Raw genomic sequence first — 13,881 nt, forward strand, 5'->3', positions numbered from 1 at the left:
TTTTTTGATTAGGGCGTGTATGAAAACCCGTTCAGTATAGAAAATATATTTATTGCGCCAATTGCTCCAAATCCGGCTGCAGTTTATTCCGCAGCACATAAAGCATGAGCGCCCCGACGAGGAAGGCAACACCATCCGCTATAACGAGCGACCAGACAACACCATGGAAGCCATTCATGCGATTAGCGAGATACAAGACAGGGATGAGCGTCACACCTTGCACGATGGCCATTACGAAAGCCGCTTTTACTTGACCCGTCGCTTGGAAAATGCCCGTGAAGAGCGTTGTCGTCCCCGAAATGAACAAGGATAAAAATGTGACATGCAGAATATAGCTGCCTAACTCAATTAATTGCGAATCGTTCGTGAAGAAGCCAATCAAATGATCCGAAGTTAAATACACGATAACACCGAAGATCGTAGCCAAAGCAGCAACCATCTTAATCGTAAAGCTGATCGTTTTTTTCATCCGCAACTTATTGGTCGTGAAGGAAAAGGCGATGAGTGGTACAACCCCTTCACATAGCCCCATCAGGATAACTTCAGGAAATTGCAGCAGTCGTGATGAAATGCCAAATCCAGCAACGGCTTGATTCCCATATTCAATAAGGTAGTGGTTGAAAATCAGTCCCATTGCACCTAGGAACATGCTCATAATAAATACGGGTGTGCCAATTTTGAAAATGTTACTCGTAATTTCTTTAGATGCTTTGAACCATTTCAACGATATGCTGAGGAACTTGCTTTTTCTCCCTATATAGATAGCGAAAAAGATACTTGCTGCTGCGTTGGAAATGACCGTTGCTGCTGCAACTCCCATCACATCCCCGTGTAATACAAAAATAACGATTGCATCAAGAATAATATTAACGATAACGCTTAGAATCATCCCAATCATGGAGGTCATTGCGGCCCCTTCGGAGCGGACAATGTTCTCCAAGGAGAAAAATAAGACGACAAACGGCGAACCAATGAGCATCATGGTGACATAGTCTTTTGTGAATGCGAAGGAGCTAGTCGTTGCCCCGAGCCCATGAACAATTTGGTCAATAAGTGGTAGTCCCACAATCATCAACAATAAACCGAGGACAAAACTTGTGTAGAAGGAGAAGGAGGATACATGCTTCACCACATCATAGCTTTTTTCACCTAATAATCTGGAGATGAATGTACCTGCGCCTATGCCAATCAGATTACCCAGCGCCATAAAAGCTGCGAACAATGGTAGGGTAAGCGCTAGCGCCGTTAGCATTTCGGTATTGTGCAGGGTGCCAAGGAAATATGCGTTAAGAATGGAGTAAATAACACTCATCGACATGCCGAGCATCATAGGAACGGCGAAATGAGCGATAGCTTTATAAATCGGTGCTTTTTCAAAATAATGGAGGTTTTCAGCATCCATGTGGGTCACCACTTTCTCATGTATGGTTTGCAGTTAATTACTTAGAGTTCTAACTATATAAGGATCATAACCCCTTCCCTTCATGCGTAGGAGGGGGTTACGAGAGTTGTGAAAATTACTATCTGCGCTCAAAAGAGTTCGCTGTATCTTCATCGATATTGGCTTCGATGCGTGCAAGGAACCTGAACAGTAAGTTGGTTTCATCGTCGGTGAAGCCTTCCAGCAGCGTAAGTTCAAAATCTTCAAAATATTGATTGAATGAGCCAAGAAGCTCTTTCGCAGCTGGGGTTACACGCAATAGGTTGCGGCGCTCATCCTTCGGATCAGACCTGCGAACAATAAGGCCTTTCTTCTCCAAATTGTTGACCAGACTGCTGATAGAGGAGCCTTTACGGTTAAAGGTGATTTCTAGATCCTTCTGGGAAAGTCCCCCTTCTTCATGTTCATTAATATACCGAATGGCATGCCCTTGCTCTACCGTTAGCCCGTACGCTTCCAACTTCTTATTGACGTTGAGCTTCATCATTAGTCCGATCATACGAAATTTATGCTGCAGGTTGCGGTCTTGCTGCATGCTTATCACCTTCTGTTAAAATGAATTAGAAATCTAATTGTTAGATGTCTAATTAAATATATCGTGATGGATTTCGGTTGTCAAATCGTTTTTATTATTTTTTAATTCATCGATTATGGTATGATAACGGTCACGAGTCAGAGCGACTAGAAGATAAGCTTCCAGACAAAAAGGAGATTAAAATCATGTCTAGCATTACAGCCAAACCATTTGATAAAGAAATGCAGAACACACTCGGCGAGATTACGACGACCTACCATGCAAGCGAATTGAGCAAGAAGGACCCATCGGAGCTGCCGGAAAACATTTATGTGATTGAAGACAAAGAGACGATGGTTGGCTATGGCGTCATTTGGGAATATGCAAGCGGCAAGCAGCTCATCGAAAAAGCGGAAAAGGATTATTTTAGCGATGACGAAAAATATTTGGAAAAGGACTTTTATATCGACATTAAAAATAAAAAGGATTTTGTTTTTATAGAAGTGCTGGATGTGCTGAAGGAATATGAAGGCAAAGGGCAAGCGGCATCCTTTATCAACTGGCTTAAAGCGAAATATCCGAAAAAGAGAATGTATGTGTACACACTGGATAAAACGCGCAACTTCTGGTTTAAGCAAGACTTTGAAGTGCTCGGCACAACAGCCTGGATGACCTATAACTAGCCGATGAACATTGAATTTGAAAATCAAACGATATCGTTTCATGTTCAATATGGCAATCGTGAAAAGAAAATATCGATTCAAATCGAGCCATCAGGCTTCATTACGGTAAAAGCGCCGAAAGCGGCAAGTGAAGAGGTCATTAAACGAGCTGTCGAGCGGCATGGGAAATGGATTTTGCAGCAAACGCAGCATCTTGCGGAGGCTACTAAAGCGCCGCAAACGAAGCAATACCAAGATACAGAGAAATTCCTCTACCTTGGCAAAGAGCATTTGCTGCATGAATTAATCAAGACAGATGGATTAACTGAGGAGGAGCTTCGGAAAAACCTCAAGAAGTTTTATTTTTCAAGCTGCAAAAAATTAATAGGGGAACGTCTACCTATTTATCAGGCGCAGCTGAAAATAAAGCCCAAAACGGTTGAGATCGTAGAGTCCTCGACGAAGTGGGGAAGCTGCAGCTCCAGCAAGCATTTAACCTTTAACTATCGTTTGGCGATGGCTCCAATTGATGTGATTGATTACGTCATTATCCATGAGCTTTGCCATCTGTTTCATATGAATCATGACCGATCCTTTTGGCGGCGCGTAGGCAGTCTTATGCCGGATTATAAAGAAAAAGAACAGTATTTGGCCAGATATGGCGGCTTCATGACGCTCTAACGCTGGGCAGTCAAAGAGAACGTCCTAATGGTTGTCGAGTCCGAAGTGCCTGGGGTGCCCCAGCCCCAGCCCCAGCCCCAGCCCCCGACCTGGTTTCATCGTTACCCCTCTAATCTTACTTTTGCAAGCTCCTCTATATCCTTCAATTTCCCCGTTGATTGCAAAAAAACCTTCATTGGCTCATCAGCACTGTATTTTTTGGATAAATATGTAAGTTTTAAAGAGTTCTAATAAATAATTAATGTGTAACTATAAAAGTTCAGTGTCATTTTACCGATATTCTTTTCTGTAAAGGCGAACTCGCTGAAAGGTGGGGACGCAGAGCTTCGGATCTAATGAGCTAAGCGCGATGCTAGCCGGGTCGCCGAATAAGGAAGGGGTATGTGTACGCAAATCCAGTCTATTCGGCCCGGATTTTTTTCGTATTCAAAAATTTATGAAGGAAAATGAGTGATTACCATGAAACTAACCATCAAAAGCAGCCTGATTACCACTCTATTAATGACAGTATCGCTAAGCTGTGTGTCTTTCCTTGGCTATGATAAGGCCAAAACGACATTGGAGGCAAACTTTAAGAAGCAGGCGGAGCAGCAGCTGACTGTTGTTCAGAACTACATCGATATTTGGATTCAGGGCACACAGGCCAAATACGAGGCATTAAGTCAGTCCGATGACGTGAGAAACAGAGATATTCCTGAAATTCTCGCATACAGCAACCGAATGACGGAGATTACTGATAACCCGGACGAATTTGCATTTATTGCACCTGATGGCACGCTTTATTTGCCGGGAGCAACGGTTAGTGTCAAGGATTACCCGCATTTTCAAAGGGCGATCAACGGTGAGAACGTCACCATTGATCCGGTAGGCTCAAAGTCTCCCGGGGTGGAGGGAACTCCAATTGTGCTTACGGCTACTCCTGTAAGGGACGACCAAGGTAATATTGTTGGAGTCGGCAATGGAGGTCAGCCTATTCAGGACTTGATTGATCTCATCTCCAAAGTGAAATTGGGACAAAGCGGTCATGCGATTGTTTATACAAAGGATGGCACGGTTGTGGCCAGTGAAAAACCCGAAGAGACCCTACAGAAAAATATGGCCGATTACGAGAATGAGACGCTAAATAAAATTGTAACGGACAGCACGAATGGCGACGCGGGTTTGGCTGAAGCCGTCATTAACGGCTCGGAGCATATGATCGTTTATGGGAAATCTGGCATGATGGATTGGGGCATAGCGATTTTGGTTCCCAAAAGTGAAGCCTATGCTGAAGCCAACGCCTTGTTGCGGTTTTCGATTTTTGTAACAATCGTGTGCCTTCTGGTTTCCGCAGCAATCATCTATACGGTCATGCGCAAAACGTTAAAGCCGCTTTCCGTCATGAACGAAAAGCTGCAAGGGCTCTCCGCCAGCGAAGGCGACTTGTCCTCCAGGCTGACATTTGAAACGAAGGATGAAATCGGCGAGCTTTCCAGAAGTTTTAACGGGATGCTTGAAAATCTGCAAGGGCTGATCATTTCTATTTTGGATAAGGGACAGATTGTTGCCAGCTCATCGTCGCATCTATTGGGCAATCTGGATCAAATATCATCTACCGTTCAGCAAACCACTACAAATATTCAGCAAGCAAATGTCGGATTGCAGGGCCAAATGATGGGATATGAAAGGAATTTGGGGTTAATTGGTGAAATTGGTGAAGGGGTATATGGCATTTTGAATACATCCAATCAAACCTCCGGCATAGCCGCAGAGGCTTCCCAAGGAGCAAAAACAGGCAATGAAGCCGTTGGTGGCTTGGCCAATCAGATGGACTCCATCCAACAGACGGTTAAAGAAGCCGCAGCAGTCATTAAGCAATTGGGCGAGCGTTCGGAGGAGATTGGCGACATTACGTCCGTCATTACATCAATTGCTTCCCAAACAAACATTCTGGCGCTCAACGCTTCAATCGAGGCTGTCAGAGCGGGAGTTCATGGAAAAGGGTTTGCGGTAGTGGCGGAAGAAATTCGCAAGCTTGCGGAGAAATCTACAGAATCCTCCAATCAGATTGCGAATCTCATTCATCAGGTACAAGCTGACACTACCCATGCAGTGGGGACAATGGACAAAGGCACAGGTGAAGTTGCGCTTGGTTTGGAGCAAGTGGGGAAGGTTGGCGTTTTATTCCAGACGCTAGTGACGACAACGACGGACGTATCCATTCATATGGAGAGGATTGCCGCCGCCGCCGACCGGTTAAATGCAAATACAGAGCGTGTGGAATCCGAGATTAAAGAAAGTGTGCAAATCGGCAAAAACTCATCCCAAAGCTTTGAGACGATTGCCGCCATGTCGGAAGAGCAGCTTGCCTCCATTATGGAAATAAACAGCTCTGTGGAACAACTGACACGCACAGCGGATGAGCTAAAAACGATGCTTAACCGATTTAATGTTTAGTTCAATTACAACGAGGCTATGTCCAAGGTTGACATCCTGTCGCTAAGGCAGGGCCTTTTTTTTGCCACTGGGAAGCTAACGATCGTTAGCTTCCCAGTGGCAGGGATGCAGCGTGGTAGCATTGTTGATTAATAAGCGAAATTTTGAGAATGCGAACACGGGGATAGGTTCGGTTTAGCGGGTACAGCGGCTTCATGACGCTCTAATTTAGTAGGAGACAAGCACGCCATATTGTTTGAAAAAGCCGATAATCGCAGCTGCGTCCATCCGCGAATCCGGCAGCTCTTCTGGATAATAAACGCCGGGAGCGAGCGGTTCGTTGTCAGGCCTTAGCAGCAATTTCTCGGCTTGGACAGCTGCTCCGAGGGCGGTAAGGTGAGTCTGGCCGAGCGGGTCCGAAATGGCGATTCGCCGCTCTACCGAGCGGCCATTATGGTCATTTCCCTTAAGGTGAATAAGCACATGATGGGCGCTGCCGGTACCTGGATTGTAGAGCAGGCGCTGCCTGAACGATCGGAACCTTTTTCCGCTGATCATTTTCCATATCCCGCTGTTAACGAGTCCCACGAGCAAAGAGGTGGTTGCCTTGCTATCGAAGGTAATGCGGAAGCTGGCAGTGTCAATATGGCCGGCCTTAAGCAGTGTCACATGATCGGGAGTGTCGAGTCGATAGCATTTTGCCTCATAGCCATTGGGAAATTGGACCTTTACCGGATCGGTCATCGGATGTACTAGGCGGCTTTTTCCCGCTTCCGTAATATGAAACGGGATCGTCATCCGATCCATGTAGGCGGTAGAATCTGGGCCCGCTTTATCCTTTAGGGAGTATAGAGCATGGATATCGACAGCTACGTTCTCGAGCGAATCGGCATGCAGCATAGCGAATAAGGAAGCCGTTCCCGCCATCCAGCCTGAAGACAGCACGACAGGAGCATGGAGCTCCACCTTTCTCAATTTAGCAGAGGACTGCTCGAATAGCTCCGTCCAGCGCGTCACATCGATGAATGGGATTTTTCTTCTCATGGCAGCTAAAAGCAGCTTATCTTGCAAATCGTTGACAGCGCTGATGATGAGCGAGATATGCTCGCCCGCATGCTGCAGCGGATCTTCCACATTCGTATCTACAACCGCAGTATGTACCCGTTCAGACTCAAAGGCGGCGGCTTTCCCCGGCGACCTTCCTCCCAAAACAATTTCCAAATCCGCATGCCGATCAAGTAAAATGTGGGCGATCTGTCTGCCAACTTCGCCATATCCTCCAACAATAAGAACCTTGTTTTTATACATAAAATAGACCTCCGATTAAATGTTTATACGTTTAAGTTTTTCGACCTATAGCCGTTTGAAAAAGGAATGTCAGCATGCTAGCCTGGATATTGGCACTAGCATTGGCATTCCTCTTCCACGAATTGGACAAGCTGTTTCATCAGCGCAATAGCGTCATTGAATTCAAGCCGGTAGTACATTTCAGTTCCTTTTTTCTGAACGGTAAGCAGCCCTGCCTGGCGCAATATTTTCAGATGATGGGAAACGGTAGGCCGCGACATCGGAATATGCTCGGCAATTTGCGTTACATTCATGCTGTCTTTGTCGATAAGCAGCGATATAATTTGCTGGCGAACGGGGTCCCCCAGGCCTTGAAAATAAGGGCTTAAACTTTCAAAAATGTGAATCGCCTTCTGATTGCCGATAAATTCGCTCATGGCTTCACTCCGCTATATGGTTTAATTGTTTAAACGTATTGCTAAGTATAAGTGATTTACTGAAAAAATTCAAATCAACACGAAATGTCACAAAAAACAGCCTCTGCTCGTTCTATGGTCAAAGGGATCAAAAGGAGACAAAGTGCCTGCTTAATAAAGCATATGGACGCCTAATAGGAAGCTTGATATGATCGATCGTAACAAGAAATGCCAGTAAGCATAGATGGGGGCATGCGAAGTGACTGAGCTATATGAACGGTACAAAAATCTTCTATTCCGGCTGGCGTACCAGCTCACCGGTTCGGTATCTGACGCCGAGGACGCTGTGCAGGACGTATTTATTAAGCTTCAGCGGGTGGAGCCGGAGCGGCTGCAGGAGCCTAAGGCGTATTTATGCAAAATGATGACAAATCATTGTTATGACCTGCTCAAATCGGCGCGTAAACGCCGGGAGCAGTATATCGGGCCATGGCTGCCCGAGCCGCTGCAAATGACCGCTGATGATGGATTTGAAGCTGTCGTGCGTGGTGATCTGTTATCTTATGCGATGCTTGCCTTGTTAGAGCGGCTATCGCAAGCCGAGCGGGCGGTATTTGTGCTAAGAGAGGCGCTTTCGTTCGATTACGCTGCTATTGCAGAAATGACGGGCAAAAGTGAAATGAACTGCCGCAAGCTGCTTAGCCGGGCCCGGGGGAAAATGGGTGTTACGGAGCAGGAGCTGGCGGGAGCAGGAGCGGTTAGCGACGAGTGGGCGCAGCAATTTCTCTCCGCTCTGTCCGAGGGTAAGGTGGATACCGTGCTGTCGATGCTTGCCAGTGATGCTGTACTGCTATCCGATGGAGGCGGCAAGGTGAGTGCCGCTATTCGTCCGATCCAGACGAGCGAGCATGTGGCCCGTTTCCTGCTTGGCATCATTCGCAAGGCGAGCGAAGGAGAGGTTGGTGGCTTCGACATCAAGATAACGCAGCTGAACGGCCAGACCGCCATCATGTTCAAGCAGCAAGAGCGCGTAACCTCCGCCGTATTCCTCCATATCAAAAACGGGCTGCTGCAAAATATTTATATTATCCGCAATCCGGATAAGCTGGAGCGAATGAACGAGCAGGCCTTTAAGCTAGTTATGGAGGCGATGCAATGACCTTGCAAATTTTTATTCTTGGAACGTTGAGTGAAGCGGAAAGCCATCCGTATGATATAAAAAAGCAGGATAAAATTCAATATTTGTCGCAATTTAATCTGCTTCATTCGTTGTCGATGGAATCATAAAAGGCACCGCGGCATAAATCTAGAGGAATAGTATGAAAGAAGAGCATGCGCTTTGGGCATATGCTCTTCTTTTTAACTTTAATTGAGAAGTTTTATCATTTATAATAGGGAAAAAGGGGTTTAGCTACAGTAGGAGAGAAGCAGCATGAAGCTGGGTGAACATATAGCCGTATGGAATCATACGGCGGTGAAAATATTTGATATTAGGCATATTGTCATGAATGCTGGGGAACGACTGAGTGATTATCGTTTTCCGGCTAGCGGTTTTTTGTACGGGGTAAAAGGAGCGGCGAATATGCGTCTGGACGGCCATTTTTATCAGTCGCGGCGTTTTTATTTGCTGCATGGCGCAAAGGGAATGCAGCTGGAAATCGAAGCGCAGGAAGAATTTGAATTTTATTTGCTGTATTATCGGGCAAAGCTCGCTTTCTCGGGCTGGAGGGAAATTCGCCAGCTGCTGGAGCGCCGAAGCCCTTTTGAAATTCAATATGGGTTTGAGCCCGATGAGCCGCTGGCGATGCTCGTGCTGATGTCAACGATGAATCAGACGCTCCGAAATGACGGAAGTCTCGGCAGCGTGCAAATTAAGGGGTTATTCTACCAATTTGTACATGAGGTGCTGGGCCAGCTGAAAACAACGGAGATGGCGAGCGGCGAGCCGGATCTTGTCACTCAGGCGATACGTTTTCTGCATGAGCATTATCAAGAAGGGATATCGCTGGACGAGCTTGCCAATCGCTTTAACTATAGTCCGCGTTATCTGTCGATGAAATTCAAGAAGAAGACGGGCGCAAGCCCGATTGATTATCTCATCCAAATTCGCATTAAGGAAGCGAAAAAGCTGCTGCTGGAGTCGGGAGCGACGCTTAGGGATATCGCAGCCTATGTAGGCTATACGGATGAATATTATTTCAGCCGTTTATTTAAGAAGCAGACGGGCCTATCGCCAGCACGTTATCAAGCCAAGGAGCGAGGCGGCAGCATAAAGGAAGATAGTCCATTGGGCAGTGCCAAATTGTCCATTGGATCGTACGAACGGCAACGTTATAGTATGGATGGTGGTGATAATCATTATCAATATTATGGCGGAGGGTTTACAGATATGAAAAGAAATAAAAATGCAGCACTCGTATTGAGCATGCTGCTTAGCTTGACATTAGTGCTTGGCGCTTGCTCTACTGGAGGAACCAATGCGGGTTCAAACACATCCCAGACTGCGACGAACGTAACCGCAACTACTGCGGCTAATGCCGATACTGCTAGTGAAGCGAGTACACGGACCATATCCACGGTAAAAGGTGATGTTGTTGTTCCAGCGGAGCCAAAGCGTATCGTTGTGCTGTATATGCTCGGTGATGCAGTTGCTCTTGGCATTAAGCCAATCGGCATTTCTGAAGTTTATGATGGCGCAGCCTTCTCAGGGCAATTGGAAGGTGTGGAATCACTGGGCCACTGGAATGAAACGAACCCGGAGGCGGTCATGGCGCTTGATCCGGATCTGATAATCGCCAATTCCGAGGATAATTACAGGGTGCTTAAGGATATTGCGCCAACCGTGCTCATTCCTGCCGATCAAGTATCCACAGTAGAGCGGATTACGAAGCTTGGTGAAGTGTTTGGCAAGGAAAAGGAAGCGCAGGCGCTGCTGAATAGCTTCCAGAGCAAGGTGGAAGAGAGCAAAGAAAAGCTTCGCTCGGCTGGCTTGCTGGACAAGACAATTACGATTATCGAAGGCGGCACGAAAGAAATGCTGATCATTGAAAGCAAGGAATATGGTCGGGGCTCGCAAATTGTGTATGATTATTTAGGCATGAAAGCGCCGGAAATCATTCAGCAGAAGCTGGAGAAGACGAAAACGGTAGAAAGCGAAATGGTATCCATGGAAGTGCTGTCGCAATTTGCGGGCGATTATGTGATACGCTCCTCTTGGGAGGGGATGGATGATCTGTCGGGACATCCGGTTTGGAGCAGCTTGCCTGCAGTGAAGGCCGGGCATGTCATCGATGCGGATTTCGGCTTGTTTTATTACACCGATCTTTATTCGTTGAATACGCAGTTGGATGTCATTACGAACGCTTTGCTGGCGACAACGGCAAGCAAGTAACTGTAAGACGGCTATGTTGAAAATAAAACGTTCTGCTCTATTCATTCAGAGCAGAGCGTTTTTTTAATATAGGAAAGTATACGGTTTTTATACGGAACACTGCTCATTAAAGTATCCTGAATTGGTTGCCACTAAGAATGATTATCAATTATAATGGAACTAATTTAAACGTTCGGGTGGGTTTGCAACAGGGGAGTGAAGCGGCAGTATGCAATTAAATGAACATATAAGGCTATGGAATCATGTTTTTATTAAAATAATTGATATTCGCTATTCGGCAATGGACAAAGGGGAAGAGCTTTCCTCTTATCGGCTGCCAGCCAGTGCGTTTATGTATACGGTGCGGGGAAACGCGAAAATCTGGCTGGACCGGCAAATGCATGTGGCTAAGCGATTTCATATTTTTCATGGCGGCAAAGGCATGAGCTTGACTATTTTGGCGGAGGATGAGCTGGAATATTATATGATTTTGTACAAGCCGACGCTTGCGCTGCCGAGCGCACAGGATCTAGCGAAGCGGATAGAGAAGGATAATCCTTTCCATTATCAATATGCGTTTGAGCCTAGCGCGCCGCTTGCTTTATTCGATAAAGTCGAGCGTTTGTATGAGGAGTGGAGGCAGGAGACGGGGCTGGGCAGGCTGCAGGTGAAGGCAGGCTTTTACCAGTTCGTCTATGAGCTGCTTTGGCAATGGCATCAGCAGGAAATGGACCCGATTCGACCGGACCTAGCAGCGATGGCCATTCACCATATTCATGAGCATTACACTAAGCCGCTTACGCTGGATATGATCGCTGTGGCATTGGAATGCAGCGAAGGGCATCTGTCGAGACTGTTCAAAAATAAAACAGGCAGCAGCCCTATGCATTACTTAGGCCAGATCCGGACCCAGCGTACGACGCAGCTGCTGCTGCGGACGGATGCGACCCTGCAGGAAATTGCCGAAAACGTAGGCTTCCCAGATGCCCATTCTTTAAGCCGAAGCTTCAAAAAATTTAAGGGGATTTCTCCAGCTCGATATAGAGAGAAGTTTGGCATGGAAGGGAAAGGTCGGGATTTGCCCTTATCGATGCAAGGAATTGCCGTTCTGCAACCTCCGTTTTATCCCTATAATGATACTGAAAATCATTTTCATTATCGGACAGGGAGAGAGTTATTGATGCAAAGAAGAACGAAAATAGCAGTTATGGCTTTAGTGATGTGCTTTACCTTGCTCGTAAGCGCATGTGGAGGCGTGGCGAATACCAACGGTAGTCCTTCGAGTGCGCCGGCTAATCAGTCGGCTGGAGCTTCAAATACGGAGACATCGCCTGCGGCTCAGCAAGCGGAGCCACAAGCCGCGACCCGAATTGTAGCTACGCCTAAAGGTGACGTAGAGGTGCCTGCCAATCCGCAGCGGGTTGCCGCCGATCAATATATGGGCCATCTGCTGAAGCTGGGCATTATTCCAGTTGGGGTCAGAAGTTTTATGTTGAATGAGGCCTGGCTTGGGGATTCCGGCATTTCGCAGGATGTACTGGATGGCATAGAGGATTTGGGCGGTTTTCCAATGAATTTGGAGAAGCTGACGTATTTGGAGCCAGATCTAATCATTGGTTCTATTGATGAAAATATTGAGCAATACGAGAAGGTAGGCACGACGGTGTTTCTGCCTTATTGGGAAGAGCTGAAGACAGCAGGACCGCTGGAGAAATTCCGGAACGTCAGCAAAATATTCGGGAAGGAGAAGGAAGCCGAGCAGTGGATCACAGAGTATGATACAAAGGTTGAAGAGGCAAAAGCGAAAATAGCCGGAATCGTCAAGGAAGGCGAAACGGTCTCCATCGTTCAATTCGGATACAAAGCCTTGTATGTCATCGCGGCTGAGGGCGGCAATTATGGCAGCTCGACCATTTATCAAATGCTGGAGCTGCCGCCAACCCAGCAAGCGAAAGATATGAAGGATGGCTTTGCAAGTATTTCATTGGAGGTCTTGTCGCAATATACGGGCGATCATATCTTCTTATACGGGGCAGAGGACGAAGGAAGCGAGGAAATATTGAACAGCGAGCTGTGGAAGCAGTTGCCTGCCGTGCAAAAGGGCCAAGTATATAAATACGGCACCTTTGGCGAAAATGGCGATGAGTTCGTTATGGAAGATCCGTATTCTCTGGAGCTTCAATTGGAGAAAATCGTCAGCGTCATGACGGCGAAGCAAAAATAAAAGATGAAAAGCCGCCAGTCCTGTTTAGAGGATTGGCGGCTTTTTCACGCTGGGATAAGGACGTCGGATTAATCATCTAGCAGTTTGACTAACAGCTAAGTGGCAGGGTGCGATTTTAACCTTCCTGTTTAGCGAACAAGGTGCTTGCTAATAGGGAGATCGTTTGCTGATAAGTGGCGTGGGCGGAGGGAACATCGCCAAAATGCCCGCCCATTTGCAAATGGATGACACCGTGGAGGGCGCCCCAGACGAGGCGGACAATTTCTATCGTATCCGTCGGTGCCGCCGCTGATAGGAGACCCTGCTGCTGGGCGCTGCCGATGACATGGATTAATTGGCGCATAGCCGTCACGGTGCCCTGCATGCTTTCCTCATCCGGCTTGAAATCGCCGAAAGCTCCGCCAAACATTAGCTTGTAGTAGCTGGTGTAGCGCTGGGCAAACTGCCAATAGGTTTCGCCTAAAGCGAGCAAATGCGCTCTCGGGCCGGCTAGTGCAGGCGTTGCTTCAAACTCGCGAGCCATTATTTTGCAGCCATCGAGATACAGCTGCTGCGCAAGCCCCTCTTTATTGACAAACAAGCTGTAAATGATTTTGGTAGAGCAGCCCATTTTCTGTGATACTTTACGAACGGTAACCGCCTCAGGGCCTTCCTCCTGCAAAATAGTAGCCGCAGCATCTACGACGAGCTTGCGGAGATTTTCGGTATTTTGCAGCCGGGCTTCCTGGTAGGTTTTCAGCTCGCGCTTATTCGTATTAAGGGGATGATCCTGTTCACTCATTTTTATCACCCTCGTCTCGGTCAATCTGTTTTTAATCAGAAACAGAGTTTCCAAATTGCTTACCCAAATTCTATACAGACGACGTGGGCT

At 46.9% G+C, this 13,881-nt stretch carries 12 protein-coding genes and 1 riboswitch; of the genes, 7 read left to right on the forward strand and 5 right to left on the reverse strand.

The annotated features are described in order from the left end of the window. Window positions 1–49: 49 nt before the first annotated feature. Entirely contained in the window at window positions 50–1,402 is a 1,353-nt protein-coding gene (locus AC50YG_RS13200; protein WP_494827313.1) for an MATE family efflux transporter, read from the reverse strand. A 118-nt stretch (window positions 1,403–1,520) separates the two neighbouring features. Next, window positions 1,521–1,976 (reverse strand): MarR family winged helix-turn-helix transcriptional regulator, encoded by a 456-nt coding sequence (locus tag AC50YG_RS13205; RefSeq protein WP_494827314.1) that lies wholly within the window; start codon window positions 1,974–1,976, stop codon window positions 1,521–1,523. 185 nt (window positions 1,977–2,161) lie between these two features. Between AC50YG_RS13205 and AC50YG_RS13210 the strand changes: the two genes are divergently transcribed. From AC50YG_RS13210 to AC50YG_RS13220, 3 genes are all read left to right on the forward strand, one after another. After that, the gene (locus tag AC50YG_RS13210; RefSeq protein ID WP_494827316.1) at window positions 2,162–2,638 is read left to right on the forward strand and encodes a GNAT family N-acetyltransferase; all 477 of its coding nucleotides are present in this window, start codon (window positions 2,162–2,164) and stop codon (window positions 2,636–2,638) included. Window positions 2,639–2,641: 3 nt separating this feature from the next. Then, window positions 2,642–3,298 (forward strand): M48 family metallopeptidase, encoded by a 657-nt coding sequence (locus AC50YG_RS13215; protein ID WP_494827318.1) that lies wholly within the window; start codon window positions 2,642–2,644, stop codon window positions 3,296–3,298. A 283-nt stretch (window positions 3,299–3,581) separates the two neighbouring features. After that, window positions 3,582–3,667: riboswitch (cyclic di-GMP riboswitch) on the forward strand. A gap of 90 nt (window positions 3,668–3,757) precedes the next feature. Further along, on the forward strand, window positions 3,758–5,734 hold the full coding sequence (locus tag AC50YG_RS13220; protein WP_494827775.1) for a methyl-accepting chemotaxis protein: 1,977 nt from the start codon (window positions 3,758–3,760) through the stop codon (window positions 5,732–5,734). A 207-nt stretch (window positions 5,735–5,941) separates the two neighbouring features. Here the strand turns inward: AC50YG_RS13220 and AC50YG_RS13225 are convergent, their stop codons facing one another. Both AC50YG_RS13225 and AC50YG_RS13230 read right to left on the reverse strand, forming a co-directional pair. After that, complete coding sequence (locus AC50YG_RS13225) at window positions 5,942–7,021, reverse strand: saccharopine dehydrogenase NADP-binding domain-containing protein (protein ID WP_494827320.1); 1,080 nt, start codon at window positions 7,019–7,021, stop codon at window positions 5,942–5,944. 95 nt (window positions 7,022–7,116) lie between these two features. Continuing rightward, entirely contained in the window at window positions 7,117–7,437 is a 321-nt protein-coding gene (locus AC50YG_RS13230) for an ArsR/SmtB family transcription factor (RefSeq protein ID WP_473755227.1), read from the reverse strand. 238 nt (window positions 7,438–7,675) lie between these two features. On the opposite strand from AC50YG_RS13230, the gene AC50YG_RS13235 reads away from it, so the two are divergent. The 4 genes from AC50YG_RS13235 (at window position 7,676) to AC50YG_RS13250 (ending at window position 13,010) form a co-directional block, all read left to right on the forward strand. Beyond that, the gene (locus tag AC50YG_RS13235) at window positions 7,676–8,575 is read left to right on the forward strand and encodes an RNA polymerase sigma-70 factor (protein WP_494827322.1); all 900 of its coding nucleotides are present in this window, start codon (window positions 7,676–7,678) and stop codon (window positions 8,573–8,575) included. Continuing rightward, on the forward strand, window positions 8,572–8,703 hold the full coding sequence (locus AC50YG_RS13240; RefSeq protein WP_494827324.1) for a hypothetical protein: 132 nt from the start codon (window positions 8,572–8,574) through the stop codon (window positions 8,701–8,703). Before AC50YG_RS13235 ends, AC50YG_RS13240 begins: the two co-directional genes overlap by 4 nt. A 145-nt stretch (window positions 8,704–8,848) precedes the next feature. Next, window positions 8,849–10,807: an AraC family transcriptional regulator gene (locus tag AC50YG_RS13245; RefSeq protein WP_494827326.1), complete on the forward strand. Its 1,959-nt coding sequence runs from the start codon at window positions 8,849–8,851 to the stop codon at window positions 10,805–10,807. 208 nt (window positions 10,808–11,015) lie between these two features. Next, window positions 11,016–13,010 (forward strand): ABC transporter substrate-binding protein, encoded by a 1,995-nt coding sequence (locus tag AC50YG_RS13250; RefSeq protein WP_494827328.1) that lies wholly within the window; start codon window positions 11,016–11,018, stop codon window positions 13,008–13,010. Window positions 13,011–13,125: 115 nt separating this feature from the next. Here AC50YG_RS13250 and AC50YG_RS13255 read toward each other — a convergent pair whose 3' ends face one another. Continuing rightward, a complete protein-coding gene (locus tag AC50YG_RS13255) occupies window positions 13,126–13,791 on the reverse strand; it encodes a TetR/AcrR family transcriptional regulator (protein ID WP_494827330.1) in 666 nt (221 codons plus the stop codon). Window positions 13,792–13,881 lie beyond the last annotated feature (90 nt).

This window comes from Paenibacillus sp. J31R34, assembly GCF_059383715.1.